A 25,201-nucleotide genomic window follows, 5' to 3' on the forward strand; every position below is an offset into this window, starting at 1 on the left:
ATGGTTTGCCCGGACGTTGACGCCATGAAACTGGTCTGTTCTCAGGCTGAACTCAACGCCGCTCTGCAGCTCGTCAGTCGGGCCGTTGCGTCCAGACCCACCCATCCGGTGCTGGCCAACGTCCTGCTCACCGCGGATGCCGGCACCGGACGGCTCAGCCTCACCGGTTTTGACCTCAACCTCGGGATCCAGACGTCCCTGCCCGCATCGGTGGAGAGCAGTGGTGCCGTCACCTTGCCGGCGCGTCTGTTGGGGGAAATCGTGTCGCGTCTTTCGAGTGATTCACCCGTGACCCTCGCCAGCGATGGCGCTGGCGAACAGGTGGAGCTCACCAGCCTCAGTGGCAGTTACCAGATGCGGGGCATGCCCGCCGATGAGTTTCCCGAGCTGCCCCTGGTGGAAAACGGCACGGCCCTGAAAGTGGAGGCCGCTGCGTTGGCTCGCGCCTTGCGCGCCACCCTGTTCGCCAGCAGCGCTGATGAGGCCAAGCAACTCCTCACGGGTGTGCATCTGCGTTTTTCCGGTTCTCACCTGGAAGCAGCGTCCACGGATGGCCATCGCCTGGCGGTACTCGCCGTGACCGATGCCCTCCGCGAGGCCCCCACACTGGAGGGTGGGGAAGCCAGCGAGGGGGAGGCCTCTGATCTATCCGTCACCCTGCCGGCTCGATCGCTGCGGGAGGTGGAACGCCTCGTGACCAGCTGGAAAGGCGACGATCCAGTCACCTTGTTCTACGACCGTGGTCAGGTGGTGGTGCTCGCTGCCGATCAGATGGTGACCAGTCGCACCCTGGAGGGCACTTATCCCAACTACCGCCAGTTGATCCCCGACAGCTTCAGTCGGGTGTTTGAACTGGATCGCCGTGGTTTCGTCGCTGCCCTGGAGCGGGTGGCGGTGCTGGCGGATCAGCACAACAATGTGGTGCGGATCAGCAGCGAGCCCGAGTCGGGGCTGGTGCAGATCAGCGCTGATGCCCAGGATGTCGGCAGTGGTTCTGAGTCGTTGGCTTCTGATCTCAGCGGTGAGCCCGTGCAGATCGCCTTCAACGTGCGTTACGTGCTGGATGGCCTCAAGGCCATGGAAGCCGACCGGATCAAGCTGCGTTGCAATGCGCCCACCACGCCGGCCGTGCTCACCGCCGCCGATGATGACTCCGGGTTCACGTATCTGGTGATGCCCGTTCAGATCCGCAGCTGAGGCCTTGTCCCGTCCTGATCAGATCCTTCTGAGCGATCTGCTGCGCCATCGCGTGCGTTGCGATCAGGGGCTCGACCATGGTCCTGGCGTCATGGCCTGGATGCATCCGCCTGTGCATCGTCTGCTCGGTTGGGTCAGTCGTCCTTCGGCGCTGCGCACCCGTCGCGCGGTCTGGCGTCTCGATCAGTGGCGCGGGCTCAGTGAGCAGGAGGTGTTTGTGAAGGGACCATCGGCTGAGGCTGATCTCGTCACATTGGAACGGCTTCCCACGCTTCTGGAGGCCGATCTTCTGGATCGACACGGTGAACGGCTGGGGAGCATCGCCGATCTGGCGGTGGTGCCGGCTACAGGCCAGATCCTCCACTATCTGGTCTCGCGCAGCGATCCGCGCCTACCCGGCAGCAGCCGTTGGCGACTCACACCCGACCGCATCGTCGATCAGTGCCCCGGCCAGGTGTCCACGGCGCTGACCGAGCTGGATGAGCTGCCCCTGGCCCGCTCCAGTGTTCGACAGGATCTGCTGCGTCGTTCCCGCTCCTGGCGTGAGCAGCTGCAGCAGATCGGTGATCGGGCCGGAGAGCGACTGGAGGGTTGGTTGGAGGAGCCTCCCTGGGACGAACCTCACGATGCGAGGCCGGAAGCCTGGGACGACGACTGGGGAGACGCCAGTCCGAGGCGGCCTGATCGCCCATCCCGCTCCCCCCGTTCTGATGGGGGTGATGACGATCCGGATCCCTGGATCTGAACCGCTGTCGGCAACACTGGAGATAGCTGATCAACCTCCAGTGGCCCAGTCCCCCGCTTCGGCGCCGTCGTTTGACGTGACGGCCGCTCTCCGCAAGGAGGGACTCACCGAGGAGGACTACCGCGAAATTCAGCGCCGTCTCGGTCGTGATCCCAACCGGGCCGAACTCGGCATGTTCGGGGTGATGTGGTCGGAGCACTGCTGTTACCGCAACTCGAGGCCGCTCCTGCGTGGTTTTCCGACGGAGGGGCCACGCATCCTGGTGGGACCGGGGGAGAACGCCGGGGTGGTGGATCTGGGCGAGGGGCACCGTCTCGCGTTCAAGATCGAGAGTCACAACCATCCCTCGGCGGTGGAGCCCTTTCAGGGAGCGGCCACCGGTGTCGGTGGCATCCTGCGCGACATCTTCACCATGGGCGCCCGTCCGATCGCCCTGCTGAATGCCCTGCGTTTCGGCCCCCTGGAGGAGCCTTCCAATCGGGGACTGCTGGAGGGCGTGGTAGCCGGCATTGCCCATTACGGCAATTGCGTTGGCGTGCCCACCGTGGGTGGTGAAGTCGCCTTTGATCCCTCCTACAGCGGCAACCCGCTGGTGAACGCCATGGCCCTGGGGCTGATGGAAACGGAGGAGATCGTCAAATCCGGAGCCTCCGGCGTCGGCAATCCCGTGGTGTACGTGGGAAGCACCACCGGTCGTGACGGCATGGGGGGCGCCAGCTTTGCCAGCGCTGAACTCAGTGGCGCTTCCCTCGATGACCGCCCCGCTGTGCAGGTGGGTGATCCCTTCCTGGAAAAGGGGTTGATTGAAGCCTGTCTGGAGGCCTTCCAGAGTGGTGATGTGATCGCCGCCCAGGACATGGGAGCGGCCGGTCTCACCTGCAGCTGTGCCGAAATGGCCGCCAAGGGGCATGTGGGCGTGGAGCTCGATCTGGATCGGGTGCCAGCACGGGAAGAGGGCATGACCGCCTATGAATTTCTTCTCTCCGAGTCGCAGGAGCGCATGCTCTTCGTGGTGCGTGCTGGTCGTGAGCAGCCGCTGATGGAGCGTTTCCGCCGCTGGGGGCTGCAGGCGGCCGTGGTGGGACAGGTGTTGGCGGAGCCTGTGGTGCGGGTGTTGCAGCACGGAGCGGTGGCCGCTGAAATTCCCGCCCGCGCCCTGGCGGAAGACACGCCGATCAATCAGCACAGCCTGTTGGCCGATCCCCCCCTCGACATCCAGCAGCATTGGCAATGGCAAGACTCCGAGTTTCCCCTTGCCGCGTCGGAGCACGACTGGGGTGCCGACCTGCTCGCCCTGCTCGATGATCCGACCATCGCCAGCAAGCGCTGGGTTTACCGCCAGTACGACCAGCAGGTGCTGGCCAACACCGTGATTCCGGCTGGAGGCGCCGACGCCGCGGTCGTGCGACTCCGTCCTCAGCAGGGGGAAGGGTCCCTGCAGGGAACCGAGCGCGGTGTGGCGGCCACGGTGGATTGCCCGAATCGCTGGGTGGCGCTGGATCCCGAGCGTGGTGCGATGGCGGCGGTGGCGGAAGCGGCCCGCAACCTGAGTTGTGTCGGCGCCGAACCGCTCGCGGTGACCGACAACCTGAACTTTCCCTCACCCGACACCGATCGCGGCTACTGGCAACTGGCGATGGCCTGTCGTGGTCTGGCTGAGGCCTGCCGTCGACTGAACACCCCCGTGACCGGTGGCAATGTCTCCCTCTATAACGAGACCCGCAGTGACGATGGCGCGTCGGTGCCGATCCATCCCACGCCCGTGGTGGGCATGGTCGGGGTGGTCGAGTCCATCGCCAAGGTGATCGGTCTGGGGTGGCGGCAGGCGGCTGATCCAGTGGTGCTGCTGGGGGTGCCGATCGCTGGGCCGGCTGATGACCGGCTTGGGCTGGCAGGCAGTGCCTATCAGGGTGTGATCCACGGTGCCCTCACCGGCCGACCGCCTCGTCCGGATCTGGATCTCGAGGCGAGGGTGCAGGCCCTGGTGCGGGCGGCGATTGCCAAAGGTCTGTTGGCGTCCGCCCACGATTGCAGCGACGGTGGCCTGGCGGTGGCGTTGGCGGAGAGTTGCCTGGCGGTGGGCCTGGGTGCCGCGATTGACCTAGGCAGCGGCGGGGTCCGTCCGGAGCAGCTGTTGTTTGCGGAGGGAGGCGCCAGGATCATCGTGTCGGTGAAGGCGGAAGCCTTTGAGGCCTGGCAGGCGCTGTTGGCTGGAGCGCTCGGTCGTGATGTTCCGGCCACGCCCCTTGGCACCGTCACGAATCAGGGGCGTCTGACGATGCGCTCGGGAGATCAGGCCTTGCTGGATCTCGAGGTCGCCGCCATGCGACTGGCTTACGACCAGGCGCTGCCCCGACGCATGGCCGCTTCGATGCCGGCAGGTGGTGTGGAGGCATGATGCAAAATTGTGACGACTTCATGACGTCGAGGCGCTCTGTGCATCAGTCCGAGACGGAGCGCCCCGACCGGATGGAGGAGGCGTGCGGCGTCTACGCCGTGCTTGCCGCCGAGCAGCCGGTGGCGAACCTCACCTATTTCGGTCTCTATTCCCTGCAGCATCGCGGCCAGGAGTCGGCGGGAATCGCCGTCTTCAACCAGGGCAAAGTGCGCCTGCACAAAGATATGGGTCTGGTCAGCCAGGTGTTCGATCAGGACGTCCTGGCTCGCATGCCCGGCCATCTGGCCGTGGGGCACAATCGCTATTCCACGACCGGCAGCAGCAGGGTCTGCAATGCCCAGCCGGTGGTGCTGATGACGCGCCTCGGCCCTTTCGCCCTGGCCCATAACGGCAATCTCGTCAACGCAGCGGAACTGAGGCAGCGTGTTGATGATGGCCAGGCCGAATTCACCTCCACCACCGACTCTGAATTGATCGCGCTGGCGATTCAGCAGGCGGTGGAGCGCGGCCTCGATTGGCAGCCGGCGATCACGGAAGCCGTGGCGTTATGTCGTGGTGCTTTCAGTCTGGTGATTGGCACCAATGACGCCCTCTATGCCCTTCGCGACGGCTACGGCATCAGACCCCTGGTGTATGGCCGCCTTGGCGAGGCCAGCGAGGGGCACTGGGTGGTGAGCAGTGAAACCTGTGGGCTCGACATCATCGGCGCCAGCTATGAGGCGGATGTGCAACCCGGCGAGATCGTGCGGTTTCATTGCGGTGAAACGGAGCCATCGATTGCGCGGTGGGTGGAGCCCTCCACTCGGATGTGTGTGTTCGAAATGATCTATTTCGCCCGGCCAGACAGCCGCTTCTTTGGAGAATCGCTGTACAGCTACCGGCAGCGCATCGGTCAGATCCTGGCGAAGGAATCGGCGGTGGAAGCAGATCTGGTGATCGGTGTGCCTGATTCGGGTATTCCTGCCGCCATCGGTTATGCCCAGGCGAGCGGATTGGCGTTTGCCGATGGCCTGATCAAAAACCGCTATGTCGGTCGCACCTTCATCCAACCGACCCAGGCGATGCGGGAAGCGGGGATACGGGTGAAATTGAATCCGTTGCCGGATGTGCTGGCCGGTCAGCGGGTGGTGGTGATCGATGACTCGATCGTGCGCGGTACCACCAGCCGCAAGCTGGTGCAGGCCCTTCGCGATGCCGGTGCCACCGAAGTGCACATGCGGATCAGTTCCCCACCGGTCACCCATCCCTGTTTTTACGGCATCGATACCGACACCCAGGATCAGCTCATCGCCGCCCGTCTCACGTTAGCGGAGATTCAGGAGCATCTCAAGGTCGACTCCCTCGCCTATCTCAGCAAAGAAGGGATGGTGGAAGCAGCGCGGGCCAGTTCGTCCCAGTTCTGCACCGCCTGTTTTGATGGCGCTTATCCGGTGCCGATGGATGAGGCGATGCGCTCCAGCAAGCTCATGCTCGAGCCGGCCGGTGTGGCGGCCTCACTCCGCTGAGTCCTTCGTGCCGTTGATCAGCGGCACCAAAGCCTGAAGCGTTTCGCTCTCTCGCAGCGGCAGCTCCAGGCTGTGATCGTTGCTGATCGCCGTGCCGGCGACCCGTCCATGCCGCCCCTGGCTGGTGATTAAGCCCAGGAGCGGTGCCGCCAGGCAGATGGACACGAGTCGATCGTCCGGTGCAGCCGCTGCATTCAGATCGATCGCCAGATCGCCCAGATCGCCGCGATGGCACAGTCTCAGATCGCCGAGCGGGCGTCGGATCAACCGACCCTGATGCGTGGCGGCGATCAACTGGCCAGGAGCGTCGCCAGGCAGGCTGACCGCCCCGACCGGCTGCTCTCCGGGCAGCAGGCGCAGCGCCACCGGCCCCTGGGCCAGCTTTCCCATCAACGGCAGCGCCGTGTCATCCACCGGCAGCCTCAGCACCCGGCCGATGTTGGTCACCAGGGCGATCGTTCCCCCTTCGGAGCAGATCACTCCAGCCTGGAGGCTGACGCCATCCTTGAGCTTCAGCACGCTGGCGGCCCGCCCCGACAGTTCCTGCAGGTCCTGCAATGGCAGACGCTTGAAACGACCGTCGCTGCTCAGCAGACCGAGGGACAGCGTCCGGTTGGCGTGATCGTCGTCGGTGTTGGGGAGAGGCAACAGGTTGATAACGGTTTCACCCTCCATGGCGGTGGGTAGAAACCGTTCGAGCGGTCCTGGTTGTTGTCCGGCGAATTCCCAGCGCACCAGGGCAACCCGGCCCTGGGCGGTGAGGGCCAGCAACCGGGGTGGTGGGGCGATCGGCAGGATCAGGCGGGCTGGTGATGGTTCATCGCCGAGTGCGGCGGCGTCTTGCAGATGCATCCGGCCCAGCACCTGGGGGCTGATCACCTTGACCTGGCCATCGGCTTGGATCAGCAGACGGGCATCGCCAGGGAGAGCGCCCAGGGCCTGCTTGCGTTGCAATTCGGCATTCGGGCGTTGGGTGGCGGCCCGTTCGGCCATTAGATGATCACCGCCTTCGATCAGGCGGGTGCGTCGCGGCGTGGCGAATCGTTTCTTGAGCTGCTTCAGCTCATCCACCAGAGCCGCTAGCAGAACGTCCCGTTGCTCGAGCAGGCGTTGCAGGCGACTGCGTTCCTGGCGAAGTTCCTCGGCTTCCTTCCGCAGGCTCTCCTGCTCCAGCCCGGTGAGTCGACGCAGCGGCATCGCCAGAACGGCATCGGCCTGTCGTTCGCTCAGGTCGAGGTGCACCATCAGGCTGGCCCTGGCGCTGGCCGCATCCCGCGCCTCCTGGATCATGCTGATCACCTGTTGCAGCGACTCGAGGGCGCGGTTGAGACCCTCCACCACCTCGAGGCGATCCTCGGTTTTGCGCAGGGCATGGCTGGTCCGACGGATCAGGGTTTGCTCGCGATAGTCGAGGAAGGTCTGCAGCAGCTGGCGCAGGGAGAGCTGCTGGGGCTGACCGTTCACTAAGGCGAGCAGGATGGCTCCGAAGTTGCTCTGCAGCGACGTGCGTCGCTGCAGGTCGGCAAGAACCTTGCCTGGATCGGAATCCCGTCGCAGTTCCACCACCACCCGCATGCCGTCGCGGTCGCTCTCATCCCGGATGTCAGCGATGCCACCGATGCGCCCATCGTTCACCTGCTCCGCCAGCTTTTCGATCCAGCCCGCTTTGCTCAGTTGAAAGGGCAGTTCGGTGATCACCACGGCATTGCGCTTGTGGCGCCCTTTGCCGGGCTGCACCTCCTCGATGTGAGCCACGCCCCGCATGGGGATGCTGCCGCGACCGGACAGGTAGGTCTCCCGGATGCCAGTGCCTAACAGCACTTCGCCGCCAGTTGGAAAATCCGGGCCGGGAATCAGGGTCAGGAGTTTGTCATCGCTCAGCTCCGGTTGGCGCACCAGGGCCACCAGGGCATCCACCACCTCGCCGAGATTGTGAGGCGGGATGTTGGTGGCCATGCCCACGGCAATCCCGGCACAGCCGTTGAGCAGCAGGAAGGGCAGCTGGGCCGGCAGCACGGTCGGTTCCTGCTGGGAGCCGTCGAAGTTCGGAGCGAAATCAACGGTGTCGTCGCCGATTTCATCGAGCAGTCCCTGATGGGCGATCGGAGCCAGGCGGGTTTCGGTGTACCGCATGGCAGCCGGCGGATCGTCATCCACGGATCCGAAGTTGCCGTGGCCATCCAGCAGGGGGTGGCGGCTGGAGAAGGTCTGCACCAGCCGCACCAGAGCGTCGTAGACCGCCTGATCACCGTGCGGGTGATATTTTCCCAGCACATCGCCAACGACGCGGGCGCACTTGCGGTAAGGCCGATCCGGTGTCAGGCCCAGTTCGTGCATCGCATAGAGGATGCGGCGCTGCACCGGCTTGAGGCCATCGCGGGCATCGGGCAGGGCCCGACCCACGATCACGCTCATCGCGTACTCGAGGTAGGAGCGCTGCATCTCCTGATGCAGGGCGATCGGTTGAACGCGCTCCTCGGCCATCCGGATCGGAAATTCTGAGGGCGGAAGGGGCTCAGCCTACAGATCTCCCCTGGGATGACCAGTCCTGTCAGCTGGCGCTGCTGGGATCGGCGTTGGCTTCTGCACGCTCCACCGCATCCTGGAGGGCCGGGTTCGCCAGCAATGTTCGCGTCGCCAGCCTCAGGTTCAGCCCCCACAGCTGCTGTTTCTGATGCCCGGGGAGCACGTAATTCGGATCCTCGGCCAGGGCTTGTCGCGCCAGGGTCAGCGCCTCTTCATTACCTGGAGATTGGCTGTTCAGTGCAGCGGCCAGGGCGAGCATGGGTTCGGCGTTGCGTTGGATCGTGAGCACGCGTCGCCAGCGTTGAATCGCCTCACGGGTGTTGCCCATTTCGAACAGCACGATCGCCTGGTTGTTCACCGCTTCCCAGAAGGTGGGTTTGAGGCTGGCGGCTTTTTCAAAGGCCTTGAGTGCGGCGCCATAGCGCGACTGCATCACCCTGGCGTTGCCCAGGTCGAAATAGGCGCCGGGGTTGTTGGGATCGAGCTTCAGCCCCTCATCAAGCAGAGGGATGGCATCCTCCGGCCGGTTGTCGCGCAGGGCCAGGGAGGCCTCGGCAAACCAGAGTCCGGCTTTGTTGGGATTGAGTTCCTTGGCCTTGGCCAGGGAGCGGGCGGCCGCATCCAATTGCTGGCTGCGGAGTTGGGCCTCAGCCAGCACTGACCAGAGCCGTTCATCCTCTGGTTGGAGCCGCACGGCCAGCGCCGCCAGCCGGGCGGCTTCTTCCGGCTGCCCCAGCTTGAGCAACTGCGCCGCCGTGCGTCCGATGCCGATGCCGGAACCCTCCAGTTCCTGCTGGCTTGGCACAAACACCGTGGGAATGAGCGCCTTGGCAGGCAGGGGCAGAATTGCGCCCGCCAGGGCGAGCAGGGTCGCTGCACACCTGGTTGCACCGGGTTTGAAGCGCGCGTTGCGACCCATCACTTTGTTGTTGATCCGTCCAGGGTAGGAGGGCTCTCCATACGCGTTGCTTCGGCGTTGCGTCTCCACATCCAGGGCTTGATTCTGCGCAGCGCCGAACCACGCAGTTTCTCCAGCCAGGTGGCGTCATCCCAGCTCAGGGCCTGGTCGCGCTGCAGGTTGAGGATCCAGGGCCGGGGCTGCACATCGGGATCCTCACTGCAGGGCAGGGGCCCTTCATTCCAGGGGCAGACCTCCTGACAGATATCGCAGCCCGCCAGCCATGGACCCAGGGCAGCCTGGATCGCCTCAGGTAGTTGTGGATTGCGGTTTTCAATTGTGTGATAAGCGAGGCAGCGGCGGGCATCGACCACAAACGGCTCCCGGATCGCGTCCGTGGGGCAGGCGTCGATGCAGCGATGACAGCGTCCGCAGAGGGGTTCGGCGGGTTGATCCGGCGGCAGGTCGAGGCTGGTGAGCAGGTGACCGATCACCATCCAGGACCCCCGTTGGCGGTGGATCAGGTTGCTGTGTTTGCCGATCCAACCCAGACCGGCTTCCTCCGCCCAGGCTTTGTCGAGCAGGGGGTCGGCATCCACGCAGGCTCTCCAGCCCACGCCCAGATGCTGCTGCTCCAGCCAGCGTCCGAGCCGCTTCAGCCGTTGCATGACGACGCGGTGGTAATCCCGCCCCCAGCCATAGCGGGCGATCGCCAGCGTTCCCGGGTTCCGCCTGGCCGCCACGTGATAGTTCAGACCCACTGCCAGAAGGCTCCTGGCACCGTCGAGCAGCCGTTCCGCCGCCAGCCGCCGTGGTGCGGCCATCCAGGCCATGTCGGCTTGATGTCCTGCCTCCAACCAGCGTTGCAGGGCTGCCGTCCGCAGTTGGAGTCGGGGACTGCCCGGTAACCGGGCGAGACCCACCGGCTCGAAGCCCTGCTGCCGCGCTTCCCGCTTCAGGGCCGCGGCCAGCCTTGCCAGATCGGTGTCAGCGGACACGGAAAGCGACCGTACAGTTGGGCGACTTCAGGCATCCTGCCGTGTCCGCTTCTGCTCCAGGTTCCTCGTCCACGCTGCGTCTCGCCCCTGTGCTGCGCTGGCTGGGTCTCACTCTGGTGGTGCTCCTGGTTCTGCAGATCGCTGTGGTGCTCAGTGGTGCCGACTGGGCCGAGGCGTCGTTTCAACAGCTGCTGATCGAACGGCTCGTCAGTCAGGCCCCGATGGGATTTGTCGGCTTGTTGCTGATGTTGATTGGGTCGCGCCTGGATCATCCCGTTGCCGATCGGCTGCCGATTCGTTGGGTGGTGTGCGTGCTTTCGGCTCTGCTGGCGATCGCCATGATCGCAGTGGTGCCGATGGCGATCAGTGGCAATCAATCGCTCGCCGGTCAGGCGGATCAGACGCTGCAGCAGCGCCGCAGCCAGCTGGAGATGGCTCGACAGCAGGGCAAGAATCCCGACAACGTGAAGATGCTGGGCGAGCAGCTGGCCCAGGCCGGGCAACTGCCTGCTGACGCCACCGATGACGACAAGGCCAAAGCGGCCCGGGAGTTCATCGATGGTCAGCTGCAACAGATGAATGACCAGATTCAGCAGGCAGAGCGCCAGCGCAATCTGGCGATGAATCAGCGTCGTTTCGGTGGCACTGTCAGCGCGGTGGTGCTGGCCATTGCCTTTGTGTTGCTCGCATTCGCGGCTGTTCTCTGATCGCTGGTTAGGTTGGTTGGATCACGTCATCGCAAGGACCGGGACCTTTCTTGGTGCAGTCCAACCCCAGACCCGATCTGCCGCTCGGCGCCAGACTTCAGCAGGATCTCAAAAATGATCTGATTGCTGGTCTGCTGGTGGTCATTCCGTTGGCCACCACGATCTGGTTGGCGACCACGGTGAGCCGCTTTGTGTTGGCGTTTCTCACGTCGATTCCAAAGCAGTTCAACCCATTCATCACGCTCAACCCACTGCTGCAGGACCTGATCAATCTGGCCCTCGGCCTGACGGTTCCCCTGCTGGGGATTCTTCTGATCGGCTTGATGGCCCGCAACATCGTGGGCCGATGGTTGCTGGAGTTCGGCGAAGGCACCTTGTCACGGATTCCCCTGGCGGGATCGGTGTACAAAACGCTGAAACAGCTCCTTGAAACCTTCCTTCGCGACAATTCCCAGCGGTTTCGTCGTGTCGTTTTGGTGGAGTATCCCCGCGAGGGTCTGTTCAGCGTCGGTTTTGTGACCGGTGTGGTGGGGCCCTCGTTGCAGGCCGAACTTGAGGAGCCCCTGCTCAGTGTGTTCATCCCCACCGCTCCCAATCCCACTACCGGCTGGTACACCCTGGTGCCTGAGTCATCGGTGCGGGATCTCAATCTCTCGGTGGAGGATGCTTTCCGCACGATCATTTCCGCTGGGATCGTCAACCCGGATGAACGGGAAGCCCCTGTGAATCGCAGTTTTTCCAGTCTTCTCTCCCAGTTGCGCGCCTCCTCCCCGTCGTCGTCCCGTGCTTCGGAAGCTTGATCTTCCTGTGCCCACCTTCGCTTGACCTCCATGCAGTCCCGTTCCCTGGCCCGTGAGCTGGCGCTCCTGGTGCTCGGTCAGCTTCCTGACCGTGATGGCCAGGTGATGGCTGATGTCTCCCTGGAGAGCCTGCTCCAGAAGGCGCTCGACACCCTGATGCAGCACTGGCGGGAGACCTTGGATGGCTGTGCCGCTGATCTGGAGAAGGCCCAGCAGCATCTGCTTGACAGCGAACTACAGGATGGTGGCGATCGAGGCGGCACACAGGTTGCTGTGCGTGACCAGCTGCAGGCGTCGATCGGCGCGGCCGAACAGGTGCTCAATGGTCTCTCCGGCTGCCTGGAGCTGCCCCGTTTGCTGGCGCTGGCTGATCAGGATCAGGTGCGTGATGACGCCCGCCGGCGGGTGGCTCTCGTGCTGGAGCAACGCAGCGCGATCGATGCCCGTCTGGATGGGGTGATGGAAGGCTGGCGCCTCAGCCGTCTGCCACGGATTGATCGCGACATTCTCCGCTTGGCGGTGGTTGATCTCACCGCTCTCCACACGCCGGCAGCGGTGGCCTGCAATGAAGCTGTGGAGCTGGCCCACCGTTACAGCGATGATCAGGGCCGGCGCATGATCAACGGTGTTCTGCGCCGACTGCAGCAGGCGGCAACGACTGCCGCCAGCTTCTGAGCCCCGTCTTCTGACCTCTGGTCACCACACTGCCGCTTCGATGGTTTACGACTGGTTCAACCGCTCGTCCGTTCCCAACGGTGAGGATGCAACGTCTCCACCAACCCCAGAGGTTGGTGAAGCTGCGGCTGAAGCGACTGATCAAACAGCTTCTGAAGCGACGGAGGAGGATCCGCTGGAGTGGGCCCGTCAGGCTTACGCCCGCCTGAAAGCGCAGAAGGCCCAGGCCCAGGCGGCTCAGGACACTCCGAAGCAGGAGCGCGCAGCCGAACCTGACTCCTCGCCTGATCCTGACCCTCCGGTTGCGCCTCCATCACCCCCACCAGCCCCGTCGGCTCCCCTGTCGTTGTTGGAGCAGGCGGCGGCGCAGCGTCAGGAGCGTCTGCAGGATCTCGAGAGTCGGGCCTCCCGCGTCGAGGAGCCCGCACCGGTTCCCCCCGTTCGCACTGCGCAGACCTCGGAGACGGTTCAGGACAGTCAGGAGCCCCAGCTCGGTGACTTTGATGACACCTTCACCTGGTCAGCGGAGGTTCTGGCCGCCCAGGGCCGTCAGGTGGATCAGGTGTCGCTGGAGGAGATCGATTGGCTCGGTCGCCTGCGCCGCGGTCTGGAGAAGACCCGACAGGGCTTTGTCACCAGCCTGCTCGAAACTCTCGGTGATGACCCCCTCACCCCCGAGGTGGTCGATGATCTCGAGGCCTTGCTGCTGCGGGCGGATGCCGGGGTGCAGGCCACCGATCAGGTGATGGAGGCTCTGCGGCGTCGCCTCAATGAAGAGGTGGTGGATCCCGGTGAGGGGATCCGTTTTCTCAAGGAGCAGCTTCGCGGTCTGCTGGAGCAGCCGATTCAGGCCAGCGGTGTTGAACTGCTGGCGCCGGAACGGGGTCGTTTGAATATCTGGTTGATGGTGGGCGTCAACGGTGTTGGCAAGACCACCACCCTGGGCAAGCTCGCCAATCTGGCCGTGCGCAGTGGCTACAGCGCTCTGGTGGCCGCGGCCGACACGTTCAGGGCCGCTGCGGTGCAGCAGGTGGCGGTGTGGGCGGAGCGGAGCGACGTGCCGGTGATCTCCAATCCATCAGCGAACGCCGATCCTGCCGCTGTGGTGTTCGATGCGATCGGTGCAGCCCGCTCCAAGGGTGTGGATCTGCTCCTGGTCGACACGGCCGGACGTCTGCAGACCAAGCACAACCTGATGGAAGAGCTCCAGAAGATCCGGCGCATTGTCGATCGATTGGCTCCGGAAGCCAGGGTGGAGTCGCTGCTGGTGCTGGATGCCAGCCAGGGGCAGAACGGCCTCAAGCAGGCGATGGCCTTTGCCAAGGCTGCTGATCTCACCGGTGTGGTGATCACCAAACTCGATGGCACCGCCCGCGGTGGTGTCGCTCTGGCGGTGGCATCGGAAGCCGGCTTGCCGATCCGGTTCATCGGGGCTGGCGAAGGGATTCGAGATCTCCGGCCCTTCAACAGCTTTGAATTTGTCGAGGCGTTGCTGGCTGGCCGCTGAACCCTTGCTACCTTGCGGGTCCTGCCATGGTCGGCCGTGAGCAGCAAGCCACCACGGCGCCATTCCACTCCGCGTCAACGCAACAGCGTTCAGCCGTTGACGGCCACGGCGTCTCTGCGTCAGCTGCTCGATAGTCTTTCCAACGAGCAACGCACCAACCAAGACCTTCTGGTCTCGCTGGGATTCGCTCTGCGCAGCTTCACCAATCTGCATCGGTTTCTGGAACTGGTGCCGGTGGTCGCCTCCCGTTTGGCGGGCGTGGATGGTGCCTTGCTGGTGCCCTTTCAGCCTGATGGTCGGCTCTGGCGGGAACAACTGCAGGTGCTTCCTGTGGAGCGTTCGCAAGAATTGCTCCGCCAGATCGCGGCCTTTGGACCCGGCCATGCGGTTGGTTTTGCCTCCGAAGAGGCTCAGGTGCAGGCCCTGGATCAGCTTGTGCAGCGCCAGCTCGGCCGTTCCGATCTGTTCGCCACCTCCCTGGTGGCGCGCGGGCGGCAGCGTGGGCGTCTGTATGTCTTCAACAGCACCGGGCCGCTGGTGTGGAGTGAGGTGCACCGCCGCCATGTGCAGCTCGTCGCCGATCTCACTGGCGTGGCGATTGAGAACGATCTCATGCTGCAGGAGGCGCGCCGGCATGAGCGGGTCGATCGACAGCTGAGCATCGGCGCCGAGATCCAGGCCCAGTTGCTGCCGGATCACTGCCCGGTGATTGAAGGCGTGGAACTCTCGGCCCGGTGCCGGCCTGCGTTTCAGGTGGGCGGCGACTACTACGACTTCATTCCCACCCGTCCGGAACTGATCGGTCGCCGCCGGGAGCGGGGGCGTTGGGCTCTGGTGATGGGCGATGTGATGGGAAAGGGTGTTCCCGCTGGGCTGTTGATGACCATGTTGCGCGGCATGCTGCGCGCGGAGGTGCTGAGCGGCCTGCCGCCGGATCGGATTCTTCACGATCTCAATCAACTGGCCCAGGAAGACCTGGCCCAGTCGCACCGGTTTGTGACGCTGTTCTATTCCGATTTCGATCCGCGCACCCGTCGGCTCCGTTTTGCCAATGCGGCTCACAATCCACCGTTGATCTGGCGGGCGCAGCAGCGCAGCATCGGGCGGCTGGATGCGCCTGGTCTGTTGATTGGATTGCAACCGGAAGCGGATTACGGCTGTGGTCAGGTGGTGCTCGAACCGGGTGATGTGATCCTCTATTACACCGATGGGGTCACCGAGGCACCGGGAATCACCGGGGATCGCTTTGATGAGGCCAGGCTCATGCGCACCCTGGAAGGTGCTTGCCGATCCGGGATGGGATCCCAGGGAATCCTCGATCAGCTCTTCACCCGATTGGATCGTTTCGTGGGTGCGGACCGGCAGCTGGAGGATGATGCCTCGATGGTGGTGCTCAAGGTGCGCGAGGAGGTGATGCTGCCGTCCGTCCCCCGTGCGTCCCTCTGACAAGCTGAGGCTGTGTGCTGAGATCGGCAGCGATGACAGGCGGGGTGACGGGCGGCGGAACGACGACCTGGAGTGATCGTTTCGATCAGGGCCTGCATCCGGCGATTGAGCGTTTCAACGCCTCGATCGGGTTCGACATTCAGCTGCTACAGGAGGATCTGGATGGGTCGATCGCCCACGCCAGGATGCTGGCGGAGTGTGGTGTGATCAGCGCCGCTGAGGCCGATCAGCTCTGTAGCGGGCTGGAGCAGATTCGCAGCGAGGCTGCGGCGGGAACCTTTCAGCCCGGGCTCGCTGATGAGGATGTGCATTTCGCGGTTGAACGGCGCCTGATCGCCCTGCTCGGACCGGTGGGCAAGAAGCTGCACAGCGGTCGCAGCCGTAATGACCAGGTGGGAACGGATCTGCGCCTCTGGTTGCGGCGGCGGATGGAGGAATTGGAGCAGGGGATCGTGCGGTTTCAGCGTGCCCTGCTGGTGCAGGCCGATCGCCATCGTCAGACCCTCATTCCTGGGTACACCCACCTGCAGCGGGCCCAACCCCTGTGTCTGGCCCATCACCTGCTGGCCTACGTGGAGATGCTCGAGCGCGATCGGCAGCGGTTCGCTGATGTGCGCACTCGCGTCAACATCTGTCCGCTCGGTGCTGCTGCTCTGGCTGGAACCCCGGTACCCATCAACCGGCGCAGCACCGCTGCGGCCCTCGGATTCGATCAGATCTATGCCAACAGTCTTGATGCCGTGAGCGACCGCGATTTCGCCGTGGAGTTCAGTGCTGCCGCCTCCCTGGTAATGGTCCACCTCAGTCGACTGGCGGAGGAGGTGATTTTCTGGGCGAGTGAAGAATGCGGCTTTGTGCGCCTGAGCGACCGTTGCGCCACAGGCAGCAGCCTGATGCCGCAGAAGAAAAATCCCGATGTGCCCGAACTGGTGCGCGGCAAGTGTGGCCGGGTCTTCGGTCACCTCCAGGGTCTGCTGACGATGATCAAAGGCCTGCCGCTCGCTTACAACAAAGACTTTCAGGAAGACAAGGAAGCGCTCTTTGATGTGGTGCGCACCACGGGGGATTGCCTCGAAGCGATGGCGATCCTGCTCGAGGAAGGTGTGGTCTTCCAGCCGGAGCGTCTTGAGCAGGCTGTGGCCACTGATTTTTCCAATGCCACCGATGTGGCCGACTATCTCGTGGCTCGAGGGGTTCCCTTCCGAGAGGCTTATCAGTTGGTGGGTGCCGTGGTGAAACGGTGTTTACAGGAGGGGCAATTGCTGCGGGATCTGAGCCTGGAGCAATGGCGCGCATTTCACCCGGTGATCGAGGCGGATCTGTTGGAGGCTCTGGTGCCGCGTCAGGTGGTGGCGGCCCGTCTCAGCGAGGGTGGAACGGCGTTTGTCCGGGTGGAGGAGCAGTTGGCGCTCTGGTTGGAGCGATTGCCCGTCACGGCCGGCTGAACGAACCGTCTGACTGGGTCTACGCTGAGCAGGCCAGAGGCTCTTGATCCCTTCCAGGACCATGCACCGATGGCATGTCAGGTCCCATCGGTCCCTTTCAACAACGGTCCACCAGGAAAGTGAGCATTTTCGTCGGCAATTTGCCCTTCCGCGCAGAGCAGGAAGACGTCATTGAACTGTTCGCCGCCTATGGCGAAGTCACCAATTGTGCCCTTCCCCTTGAGCGCGATACCGGACGCAAGCGCGGTTTCGCTTTCATTGAAATGGCAGATGAAGCGGCTGAATCCGCAGCCATTGAAGCTCTGCAGGGTGCGGAGCTGATGGGTCGTCCGTTGCGGATCAACAAAGCCGAACCGCGCGGCAGCGCACCCCGTCGCGGCGGCGGTGGTTATGGCGGTGGCGGCTACGGGGGAGGCGGCTACGGCGGTGGTGGTCGCGGCGCAGACCGCGGTGGCTACGGCGGTGGCGGTTATGGCGATGGTGCCGGCTCCGGAGCGCGTGGTTGGGAAGACCGCAGTTATGGCGGCGGCGCACCTCAGGCCGGTGACGACGACGGCCGCAGCCGGCGTCGTCGCGGTGGCGCTGCTCCCGCGCCTCAGAGTGATGACTACGGCGATTACGGCGGTGCCGAAGGCTGAGCGCTGATCGCCATCTCTGGCGCGATGTTCAGATGGAGGGGTGTTCAGAGCCCGGCAGCTTCCAGTTGTCGGGCGGCATCCTCGAACACGCTCAGGTCGGCCCCCTTGCGCTGGGCGTTCTGACCAAGATCGCGGCGCCAGTGCCGCGCTCCCGGCACCCCTTCCACCAGATGCACCAGGTGGCGGCCTAGATCCCAGAGGCGGCCGCCGCGTTGCAGGTGGCGTTCGGCATGGGGAAGCAGCCCTCGCACCACGCCGGCGGCGCTGATCCTCCGGGCTTGATCGCCATAGATCAACGCATCGATGGCCGTCCATCGCAGCGGATGGGCGTACACAGCGCGGCCCACCATGGCGCCATCGCAGTGCTGGAGAGCTTCAAGGCAATCGTCTGGAGTTTCCAGGCCTCCGTTCAGTTCGATCAACAGCTCCGGTCTGCGTCGCTTCAGGGCGATCACCCGGTCATATTGAAGCGGTGGAATCGTGCGGTTCTGTTTCGGATCCAGACCATCGAGCCAGGCCTTGCGGGCATGCACGGCGAAGCGGCTGGCGCCAGCGTCGGCCAGCCGATCCACAAAGGCCTGCAGCAGAGCATCGCTATCGAGGTCATCGATGCCCACGCGGTGTTTCACCGTCACCGGCAGAGGCGAGGCTCTGACCATGGCCTCGACGCAGCGGGCCACGGTGTCGGGTTCGGCCATCAGGCAAGCTCCGAAGTTGCCCGCCTGCACCCTTGGGCTTGGACAGCCCACATTGAGGTTGATTTCGTCGTAGCCCCAGTCGGCTGCCATTCGCGTCGCCTCCGCCAGGAGGGCGGGATCGTCGCCTCCCACCTGCAGAGCCAGGGGATGCTCCATTGGATCGAAGTCCAGCAGCCGCTCCCGCCGCTCGCTGTGGTGCAGGGCCTGCGCCACCACCATTTCGCTGTAGAGCAGAGCCCGGCGGCTGATTTGCCGCATCAAGATTCGGAAATGGCGGTCGGTGCAATCGAGCATCGGCGCCACGCTGAAACGCCATGGGGGTTCCCGTTCGGGCTCGATCGGAGGCTCCATGTCCCCATGCTGCCTCGCACCGGCTCCCGCCTCCTTTAAAACGGAGTCATTGGGTTGTAGGTCCAGTGATGTCATCGGGACTCTCCGACAGGCTTCTGCCCCGCCGGTCGCTTCTGCTCAGCGGTGTGGCGGGTGTGGCGGCGTGGCTCGCGGCGCCGAGGCCTGTCCTCGCTGCCTCCAAGGCCGGTGATTCTGCCTGGAACCTCTCCGATGCGGAGTGGAAGAAGCGTTTGTCTCCCGAGGCTTATCAGGTGTTGCGGCGGGAGGGAACGGAGCGACCCTTCAGCAGTCCGCTCAATGCGGAAAAACGTTCCGGTACGTATCACTGTGCCGGTTGTGATCTCCCCCTGTTCTCCGCCAAGGCGAAATTCGACAGCGGCACCGGCTGGCCAAGCTTCTGGGCACCGCTCACCAGCGCGATTGCCACAAAAGTAGATTTCAAATTGATCATTCCGCGCACCGAATACCACTGTCGTCGATGCGGCGGACATCAGGGTCATGTGTTCAATGACGGCCCAAAGGCCACAGGAAAGCGCTACTGCAACAACGGCGTTGCCCTGCGTTTCCAGCCCGCTGTATGACCTGATCGTGGTTGGGGGTGGTCCCGCTGGTTATCTGGCGGCGATCACGGCGGCGGAGCAGGGGCTGGAGCGGGTTGCGGTGCTGGAGGCCACGCCCGAGCCCCTCACCAAGGTGCGTCTCAGCGGTGGTGGGCGCTGCAATGTCACCCATGCCTGCTGGGATCCCACAGATCTGGTGCGCCATTACCCACGCGGAAGTCGGCCATTGCGGGGCCCGTTCAGTCGTTTTGCCTGTGGTGATGCGGTGGCCTGGTTTTCTGAGCGCGGCCTCGAGCTGGTGGAGGAGGCCGACGGCCGGATGTTTCCCCGCGCCAACCGCTCGGACGCGGTGATTCAGTGCCTGCAACGGGCGTCCCTGGATGCCGGTGTGCAGCTGCACACCGGATCACCGGTGCGGGGGCTGGTGCGCTGTGCCGAAGGGTTTCAGCTGGAGGGTTCCGGTCGGCCGTCCCTGCCCCGTTCGTCCTGGCAGGCCCGACGCGTGCTCCTCGCCACCGGCGGGCATCCCAGTGGCCGCAAGCTGGCTGCTGGCCTCGGTCACCGGATCATCGCGCCCCTGCCTTCCCTGTTCACGCTGGCCCTTGACGCCCCCGGTTTGACGGCCTGTTCCGGCGTTGCCCTTGATGATGTGGAGCTGGAGCTCAGCCTTCCTGGCGGACGCTGGCAGCAGCGCGGCAGGGTCTTGATCACTCATTGGGGACTGAGTGGGCCGGCGACGTTGCGCCTCACGGCTTTTGCGGCCCGGGCGCTCCATGCCGAGCGTTATCGCGGTGTTCTCACGGTGCGCTGGCTCGACGGGTTGAGCCCCGAGCAGGGGGTGGCGGTTGTGCGAGCGCTCCGCCATGACCAGGCCAGACGCACTCTTGCCGCCGCCAGGCCCTGTCCCGATCGCCTGCCCCGTCGGCTCTGGTTGGCTCTATTGGAGCAGGTGGGGGCGGATCCTCAGCGCCGTTGGGCGGATTGTCCCGCCGCCTGGGAACGGGCTCTGGCGCAGGCGCTCCCCGCCAGCAGCTACAGCATCCGTGGTCGTGGCCCATTCGGCGAAGAATTCGTCACAGCCGGTGGTGTTGATCTGGGCGAGGTGAATTTGGCCACAATGGAAAGCCGGCTGGTGCCCGGGCTGCATTTCGCTGGAGAGCTACTCGATGTGGATGGCGTCACCGGTGGCTTCAATTTTCAGCACTGCTGGAGCAGTGGCTGGCTTGCGGGTCAGGCGATCGCGGCAGCGCTTACTACTTGATCTGATCAAAGACCGTGAACATCGGCAGATACATCGCCAGCAGAATCGAGCCGACAATGCCACCCACCACCACGATCATGGCCGGCTCGAGCATCGAGGTGAGCGCTTTCACCGAGGCGGTGACTTCGTCTTCATAGAAGTCGGCCACTTTGCTGAGCATCTGATCCATCTCCCCCGTTTCTTCGCCGATGGCGAGCATGCTCAGGGCCATCTCGGGCAGCACGTTCTGGCGAATCAGAGCAGCACTGAGCAGCACGCCTTCCTGCACAAGGCCGCGGGAGGCGAGGATTGCATCGGAGATGATCGAATTGCCGGCTGTGTCACTGGAAATCTCCAGCGACATCAGGATGGGCACACCCGCTCGGGTGAGGGAACTGAAGATCCGGCAGAACTGCGCTGTGGCGGTTTTCATGATCAGATCGCCGAACAGGGGAAGGCGAAGTAGCAGACGGTCGATTGCGCGTCGCCCCTTGGCGGTGGCGTAATACCGGCTCAGCATCCACACCGCCATCAGTAGGCCGCCAGCCAGAAGCAGGGACACGGGTGAACGCAGCAGCTCGCTGAGATCCACCATCAACTGGGTGAACAGGGGCAGTTCGGCCCCGAGGTCCTTGAAAATGCCGGCAAAGGTGGGAATCAGAAAGATCGTCATCCCCAGGAAGACGAGAATCGCGATCACCAGCACGGCCACCGGGTATCCCAGGGCTCCTTTGATCTGGTTCTGGAGTCGGGCGTTGTCCTCCAGAAGCTTGGCCAGCCGTTTGAGGGATTCGTCGAGCACCCCACCGGCTTCACCGGCTTCCACCATGGCGATGCTCAACTGATCGAACACCTTGGGCCACTGGCGCATGGCCGCCCCCATGGCTGTGCCCTGGTTGACCTCAAGGCTGATCTGCAGCAAGGCTCGTTTGAACATCGGCAGGCGCTGCTGACGGGCCATCAGATCGAGGCTGCGCACGATCGGCACCCCCGCATCCACAAGGGCCGCCAGCTTGCTGGCAAACACCGCTTTCTCTTTCACCCCCGGGGCTTTTTCCAGCGCTGCGTTCCAATCGATGGAGAGCCACGAGCGTGAGCTCCCCCCAGTGCGCGGTTTATCGCCTGTGGTGCTCGGGTCCGCCACCAGGCTGTTGGCGCGGATGCCGCGACGGCGCAGCAGCTTGCGGGCGCTGCTGACATCTTTGGCCTGAATGCGAATGCTGCGGTTGTCGCCGGCAGGACCGCTGTAGGTGGCAACGAAGCTGGCCATGGCTTAGTCGGATCAGGATCCGCCCAGCAAGCGGTCCAGTTCACCCGGTTTACCCGCTTTGGCCATGGCCTCATCCCGGCTGATGCTGCCGGCTGTCACCAGATCGGCCAGGGCCCGTTCGAGGGTCTGCATGCCCAGATCCGCACCGGTTTGCAGCTGGGAATAGAGCTGGGCGGTTTTGCCTTCACGGATCAGGTTCGCGATCGCCGGAGTGTTGATCAGGATCTCCTGGGCCATCACCCGGCCGAACTGCCCCGGTTTCGGATCGAGCCGACGGCAGAGGGTCTGGGCAAAAACGGCCACCAGGCTGCCGGAGAGTTGCACCCGGATCTGGGTCTGCTGGCCGGGCGGGAACACATCCACCATTCGATCCACCGTCTGGGCGGCGGAGCTGGTGTGCAGGGTTCCAAACACCAGATGACCGGTTTCCGCTGCGGTGATCGCCAGCTGGATCGTTTCGAGATCGCGCATTTCACCCACCAGGATCACGTCCGGGTCTTCGCGCAAGGCGGCGCGCAGCGCATTGGCAAAGCTGCGGGTGTCTTCATTGAGCTGGCGCTGGTGCACCATGCTGCGGTCGCTGCGATACACGAATTCGATCGGGTCTTCGATCGTGAGGATGTGTTCGCTGCGGCTGTGGTTGATGTGGTCGAGCAGGGCGGCGAGGGTGGTGGTTTTGCCTGATCCGGTCGGTCCGGTCACCAGCACCAGGCCTCGCGGTCGGGCGCAGGTGTCCACCACCACCGGCGGCAGCTCCAGCGAGGCGATGCTGGGGATCGTGTTGCCCAGGGCCCGCAGGCAGGCGGCGTAGCTCCCCTTCTGCCGATACACGTTGACGCGGAAGCGGGCCACCCCCTTGAGGCCATAGGCGCAATCCAGCTCCCAGGTTTGTTCGAGGGTCTTGCGCTGGCTGTTGTTGAGCATCGAAAAGATCAGCCGGTTGCAGCTTTCTTCGCTGAGCGGCGTTTCCGAGAGGGGGCGGAGCTGTCCGTTGAAGCGGCCGTAGGGCGGCTGCCCGCTGGCCAGATGCAGGTCGCTGCCGCTGCCCTGCACCAGCTGCTCCATCAGGTCTTCGATCATCAGCTCCATGGCGGGCGCCTCACTGACGTGGGGTCAGACAGTACGGACATTCCAGCCAGCCTTCCTGCAGTCCGCCACCGCAGCCCTCGCAGGTGAGGCTGTGCAGGGCTCGGGCGCGGCGTTCCGATTCCAGACCGGCATCGGTGAGGATCATTCGGCCCACCTCCTCCAGGGTGGTCTGGCCGCGGCGCACCAGTTCCAGGCTGTAGCCCAGCAGCGTCGTCATGCCGCTTTCCAGAGCGAGCCGCCGGATCACGTCGGTGGTGGCGCCACGGGCCACCGCCGTCGCCAGCTCCTCATTCATCCGCAGCACTTCATAAACCCCCACCCGGCCCCGATACCCACTGCCCTGGCAGTGGGGACAGGCCTGGCCGTCGCCATCGTGGTGATGGGCGCGCACAAAGCGCACATCCGCTTCGTTGTGGGTCATCAGTCCGAACCGCCCCAGTTCGCTGGCATCGGGCTGATAGCTCTCGCAGCAGTGGTTGCACACCTTGCGCAGCAGGCGTTGCGACACGATGCCGATCAGGGAGGCGCTGACCATGAACGGTTCCACCCCCATCTCGCTCAGGCGGGCGATGGCACTCGGTGCATCGTTGCAATGGAGTGTGGTCAGCACCAGGTGACCGGTGAGCGCCGCTTCGATCGCTGTCTTGGCGGTCTCCAGGTCGCGGGTTTCGCCCACCAGCAGCACGTCCGGGTCCTGGCGCATGAAGGCGCGCAGGGCGGTGCTGAAATCAAAGCCTTTGTCGCGGTTCACCTGGCACTGCGTGATGCCCGGCAGGGTGTATTCGATCGGATCTTCAACGGTGGAGATGTTGATGCCCGGATCGTTGCGCTCCGCCAGCAGCGAATACAGCGTTGTCGATTTTCCTGAGCCCGTTGGCCCGGTCACCAGGATCATTCCGAAGGGTTTGGCGCCGAGATTGCGCACCAGCTCCAGGGCCGCCGGGTCGGTGATCAAGGTGTCCAGCCCCAGCTGGGTGGCGGAGCTGTCGAGCAGGCGCAGCACAATCTTTTCGCCGAAGCGGCTTGGCAGGCTGTTGACCCGGAAATCCACTGTGCGCTCCTGGAAGCGCCTGCGGATGCGGCCGTCCTGTGCCTGGCGGCGTTCGGCGATGTCCAGGTCGGCCATGATCTTGAAGCGGGAGGTCACGGCGGGCACCAACCGACTCGGCAACGGTTCGCTGTAGCTCTGCAGCACGCCGTCCTGTCGGAACCGCACCTGCAGGCCTGCCTGCTGCGGTTCCACATGAATGTCGCTGGCACCCAGTTGCAGGGCCTGCAGCAGGATCCGGTTCACCAGATTCACCACCGGTGAGGTTTCGGAGTCCCTCAGGCTCTGCTCCAGATCTTCGTGCAGGCCTGCCAGTCGGGCGTTCTCGTCGGGGTCCTCCTCAAGAACTCCCTCCGGGTTGAACCCATCGAGCAGGGATGGGGCTGGGGCGTCGTGGCTGTCGTCGCGGCTGTCGTCGCGCCGGGCCAGGAGGGGTTGCAGCTGCTGGGTCAGATCCTTCCGTCGCATCGCCTCCTGCAGTTGCGCATCAGCGGCAGCGTCGAGACGCTCCGGTACTGGTACCTGGAGCAGCAGCTCCAGCTCCAGTCGTTGCTGGTGCCAAGGGTTCTGTGCAGCGGCGGCAGGTGCGTGGACGGTCAAGCGTCACTCCGGGGCAGTTTCTGGAGCGGCAGGTGCGGGCTTCCGCCGCTTGTGGGAGGTGAGCCTCACCCATCAACATGTTTAAACGTGAATCCGCTTTCGGTCAGCATGAGTGGTGATCCCTCCTCCCCCGCGCAAGAGCCCGTCCATGATGCGACGCCTGAAGGCGAGGTCCAGGCATCGGTGGTCGAGCCTGCCGACGCCAATGCTGCGGCCGCGGATCAACCCGCTGCGAACCAATCCCCCGTTGACCAACCTGCTGCGGGCCAACCCGCTGCGGACAACGAGGCCAGGCTGGAACAGCTGGAGCGCGAGCACAGCACTCTGCGCGATGAGCACGAGACCCTGCGCAGTCAATACATGCGCATCGCTGCCGATTTCGACAACTTCCGCAAGCGCCAGAGCCGGGATCAGGACGATCTCAAGCTTCAGATCACCTGCAGCACCCTGAGCGAAATCCTGCCGGTGGTCGACAACTTCGAACGGGCACGCCAGCAACTCAACCCGGAAAGCGAGGAGGCCCAGTCGCTGCATCGCAGCTATCAGGGTCTCTACAAACAGCTGGTGGATGTGCTCAAGCAGCTGGGCGTTGCCCCGATGCGGGTGGTGGGTCAGGAGTTTGACCCGACCCTGCACGAAGCGGTGCTCCGCGAACCGAGTGATGAGCACGGCGAAGATGTGGTGATCGAGGAGCTTCAGCGCGGCTACCACCTGCAGGGCCGCGTGCTTCGTCACGCCATGGTGAAGGTGTCGATGGGTCCGGGTCCTCAGGATCAGGCCGGGGCAACCCCGGCGACGGAGGCCTCGGCCGAGAGCGCTGAGCCGGAGGGCGGACAACCCGACCATGATCAGGCCTGAGG

21 protein-coding genes are annotated in these 25,201 nt (G+C 64.3%); 14 read left to right on the forward strand and 7 right to left on the reverse strand.

The annotated features are described in order from the left end of the window. Nucleotides 1-24 precede the first annotated feature (24 nt). The 4 genes from dnaN to purF all read left to right on the forward strand — a co-directional run bounded on the left by dnaN (nt 25) and on the right by purF (nt 5,845). On the forward strand, nt 25-1,197 hold the full coding sequence (dnaN, locus tag SynWH8101_RS00005; RefSeq protein ID WP_130128043.1) for a DNA polymerase III subunit beta: 1,173 nt from the start codon (nt 25-27) through the stop codon (nt 1,195-1,197). A 4-nt stretch (nt 1,198-1,201) separates the two neighbouring features. After that, the gene (locus SynWH8101_RS00010) at nt 1,202-1,942 is read left to right on the forward strand and encodes an RNA methyltransferase (protein WP_130128044.1); all 741 of its coding nucleotides are present in this window, start codon (nt 1,202-1,204) and stop codon (nt 1,940-1,942) included. A gap of 76 nt (nt 1,943-2,018) precedes the next feature. Beyond that, the gene (purL, locus tag SynWH8101_RS00015; RefSeq protein WP_174719531.1) at nt 2,019-4,340 is read left to right on the forward strand and encodes a phosphoribosylformylglycinamidine synthase subunit PurL; all 2,322 of its coding nucleotides are present in this window, start codon (nt 2,019-2,021) and stop codon (nt 4,338-4,340) included. Continuing rightward, nucleotides 4,340-5,845 (forward strand): amidophosphoribosyltransferase, encoded by a 1,506-nt coding sequence (gene purF / locus SynWH8101_RS00020; RefSeq protein ID WP_130128046.1) that lies wholly within the window; start codon nt 4,340-4,342, stop codon nt 5,843-5,845. Before purL ends, purF begins: the two co-directional genes overlap by 1 nt. On the opposite strand, the gene SynWH8101_RS00025 is transcribed toward purF, so the two are convergent. The 3 genes from SynWH8101_RS00025 to queG all read right to left on the reverse strand — a co-directional run bounded on the left by SynWH8101_RS00025 (nt 5,834) and on the right by queG (nt 10,267). After that, on the reverse strand, nt 5,834-8,329 hold the full coding sequence (locus tag SynWH8101_RS00025) for a DNA topoisomerase (ATP-hydrolyzing) subunit A (protein ID WP_130128047.1): 2,496 nt from the start codon (nt 8,327-8,329) through the stop codon (nt 5,834-5,836). The genes purF and SynWH8101_RS00025 overlap by 12 nt on opposite strands. 67 nt (nt 8,330-8,396) lie before the next feature. Further along, the gene (locus tag SynWH8101_RS00030) at nt 8,397-9,290 is read right to left on the reverse strand and encodes a tetratricopeptide repeat protein (RefSeq protein WP_130128048.1); all 894 of its coding nucleotides are present in this window, start codon (nt 9,288-9,290) and stop codon (nt 8,397-8,399) included. Further along, complete coding sequence (gene queG / locus SynWH8101_RS00035) at nt 9,290-10,267, reverse strand: tRNA epoxyqueuosine(34) reductase QueG (RefSeq protein WP_130128049.1); 978 nt, start codon at nt 10,265-10,267, stop codon at nt 9,290-9,292. Before queG ends, SynWH8101_RS00030 begins: the two co-directional genes overlap by 1 nt. A 41-nt stretch (nt 10,268-10,308) precedes the next feature. Here queG and SynWH8101_RS00040 point away from each other — a divergent pair, with 41 nt between their 5' ends. The 7 genes from SynWH8101_RS00040 to SynWH8101_RS00070 all read left to right on the forward strand — a co-directional run bounded on the left by SynWH8101_RS00040 (nt 10,309) and on the right by SynWH8101_RS00070 (nt 17,485). Next, nucleotides 10,309-10,974, forward strand: a complete 666-nt coding sequence (locus SynWH8101_RS00040) for an HpsJ family protein (protein ID WP_254427989.1) — start codon at nt 10,309-10,311, stop codon at nt 10,972-10,974. Between the two features lie 50 nt (nt 10,975-11,024). Beyond that, nucleotides 11,025-11,774 carry a DUF502 domain-containing protein gene (locus SynWH8101_RS00045; RefSeq protein ID WP_130128051.1) on the forward strand — a complete coding sequence of 250 codons (750 nt, stop codon included), beginning with the start codon at nt 11,025-11,027 and terminating at the stop codon, nt 11,772-11,774. Between the two features lie 30 nt (nt 11,775-11,804). Next, complete coding sequence (gene nusB / locus SynWH8101_RS00050; protein WP_130128052.1) at nt 11,805-12,449, forward strand: transcription antitermination factor NusB; 645 nt, start codon at nt 11,805-11,807, stop codon at nt 12,447-12,449. Between the two features lie 40 nt (nt 12,450-12,489). Next, nucleotides 12,490-13,956 (forward strand): signal recognition particle-docking protein FtsY, encoded by a 1,467-nt coding sequence (gene ftsY, locus SynWH8101_RS00055; protein WP_130128053.1) that lies wholly within the window; start codon nt 12,490-12,492, stop codon nt 13,954-13,956. Between the two features lie 36 nt (nt 13,957-13,992). Next, entirely contained in the window at nt 13,993-15,402 is a 1,410-nt protein-coding gene (locus tag SynWH8101_RS00060; protein WP_130130262.1) for a PP2C family protein-serine/threonine phosphatase, read from the forward strand. Between the two features lie 32 nt (nt 15,403-15,434). Beyond that, nucleotides 15,435-16,847 carry an argininosuccinate lyase gene (gene argH, locus SynWH8101_RS00065; protein WP_130128054.1) on the forward strand — a complete coding sequence of 471 codons (1,413 nt, stop codon included), beginning with the start codon at nt 15,435-15,437 and terminating at the stop codon, nt 16,845-16,847. A gap of 119 nt (nt 16,848-16,966) precedes the next feature. After that, the gene (locus SynWH8101_RS00070) at nt 16,967-17,485 is read left to right on the forward strand and encodes an RNA-binding protein (RefSeq protein WP_130130263.1); all 519 of its coding nucleotides are present in this window, start codon (nt 16,967-16,969) and stop codon (nt 17,483-17,485) included. A 44-nt stretch (nt 17,486-17,529) separates the two neighbouring features. Here SynWH8101_RS00070 and dusA read toward each other — a convergent pair whose 3' ends face one another. Further along, nucleotides 17,530-18,534, reverse strand: a complete 1,005-nt coding sequence (dusA, locus tag SynWH8101_RS00075; RefSeq protein WP_130128055.1) for a tRNA dihydrouridine(20/20a) synthase DusA — start codon at nt 18,532-18,534, stop codon at nt 17,530-17,532. A gap of 68 nt (nt 18,535-18,602) precedes the next feature. On the opposite strand from dusA, the gene msrB reads away from it, so the two are divergent. Both msrB and SynWH8101_RS00085 read left to right on the forward strand, forming a co-directional pair. After that, a complete protein-coding gene (gene msrB, locus SynWH8101_RS00080) occupies nt 18,603-19,115 on the forward strand; it encodes a peptide-methionine (R)-S-oxide reductase MsrB (protein WP_130128056.1) in 513 nt (170 codons plus the stop codon). Continuing rightward, entirely contained in the window at nt 19,042-20,355 is a 1,314-nt protein-coding gene (locus tag SynWH8101_RS00085; RefSeq protein ID WP_130128057.1) for an NAD(P)/FAD-dependent oxidoreductase, read from the forward strand. The genes msrB and SynWH8101_RS00085 overlap by 74 nt, the downstream gene beginning before the upstream one ends. Here the strand turns inward: SynWH8101_RS00085 and SynWH8101_RS00090 are convergent. Genes SynWH8101_RS00090 through SynWH8101_RS00100 form a run of 3 tightly spaced genes read right to left on the reverse strand, consistent with a single transcriptional unit; the run spans nt 20,348 to nt 24,341 of the window. Next, nucleotides 20,348-21,604 carry a type II secretion system F family protein gene (locus SynWH8101_RS00090; RefSeq protein WP_130128058.1) on the reverse strand — a complete coding sequence of 419 codons (1,257 nt, stop codon included), beginning with the start codon at nt 21,602-21,604 and terminating at the stop codon, nt 20,348-20,350. The two genes, SynWH8101_RS00085 and SynWH8101_RS00090, sit on opposite strands and share 8 nt — an antisense overlap. Nucleotides 21,605-21,616: 12 nt before the next feature. After that, nucleotides 21,617-22,693, reverse strand: a complete 1,077-nt coding sequence (locus SynWH8101_RS00095; protein ID WP_130128059.1) for a type IV pilus twitching motility protein PilT — start codon at nt 22,691-22,693, stop codon at nt 21,617-21,619. 10 nt (nt 22,694-22,703) lie between these two features. Next, entirely contained in the window at nt 22,704-24,341 is a 1,638-nt protein-coding gene (locus SynWH8101_RS00100) for a GspE/PulE family protein (RefSeq protein WP_130128060.1), read from the reverse strand. 108 nt (nt 24,342-24,449) lie between these two features. Between SynWH8101_RS00100 and grpE the strand changes: the two genes are divergently transcribed. Then, entirely contained in the window at nt 24,450-25,199 is a 750-nt protein-coding gene (gene grpE / locus SynWH8101_RS00105) for a nucleotide exchange factor GrpE (protein ID WP_130128061.1), read from the forward strand. Nucleotides 25,200-25,201: the final 2 nt, after the last annotated feature.

The sequence above is a fragment of the Synechococcus sp. WH 8101 genome (genome assembly GCF_004209775.1).
Lineage (GTDB): Bacteria > Cyanobacteriota > Cyanobacteriia > PCC-6307 > Cyanobiaceae > Synechococcus_C.

Coding starts and splice junctions, on each gene's coding strand:
- dnaN (WP_130128043.1), top strand. CDS start 25: ATGAAACTGGTCTGTTCTCAGGCTGAACTCAACGCCGCTCTGCAGCTC.
- purF (WP_130128046.1), top strand. CDS start 4,340: ATGCAAAATTGTGACGACTTCATGACGTCGAGGCGCTCTGTGCATCAG.
- SynWH8101_RS00025 (WP_130128047.1), bottom strand. CDS start 8,329: ATGGCCGAGGAGCGCGTTCAACCGATCGCCCTGCATCAGGAGATGCAG.
- SynWH8101_RS00030 (WP_130128048.1), bottom strand. CDS start 9,290: ATGGGTCGCAACGCGCGCTTCAAACCCGGTGCAACCAGGTGTGCAGCG.
- nusB (WP_130128052.1), top strand. CDS start 11,805: ATGCAGTCCCGTTCCCTGGCCCGTGAGCTGGCGCTCCTGGTGCTCGGT.
- ftsY (WP_130128053.1), top strand. CDS start 12,490: ATGGTTTACGACTGGTTCAACCGCTCGTCCGTTCCCAACGGTGAGGAT.
- argH (WP_130128054.1), top strand. CDS start 15,435: ATGACAGGCGGGGTGACGGGCGGCGGAACGACGACCTGGAGTGATCGT.
- dusA (WP_130128055.1), bottom strand. CDS start 18,534: ATGGAGCCTCCGATCGAGCCCGAACGGGAACCCCCATGGCGTTTCAGC.
- msrB (WP_130128056.1), top strand. CDS start 18,603: ATGTCATCGGGACTCTCCGACAGGCTTCTGCCCCGCCGGTCGCTTCTG.
- SynWH8101_RS00085 (WP_130128057.1), top strand. CDS start 19,042: ATGACGGCCCAAAGGCCACAGGAAAGCGCTACTGCAACAACGGCGTTG.
- SynWH8101_RS00090 (WP_130128058.1), bottom strand. CDS start 21,604: ATGGCCAGCTTCGTTGCCACCTACAGCGGTCCTGCCGGCGACAACCGC.
- SynWH8101_RS00095 (WP_130128059.1), bottom strand. CDS start 22,693: ATGGAGCTGATGATCGAAGACCTGATGGAGCAGCTGGTGCAGGGCAGC.
- grpE (WP_130128061.1), top strand. CDS start 24,450: ATGAGTGGTGATCCCTCCTCCCCCGCGCAAGAGCCCGTCCATGATGCG.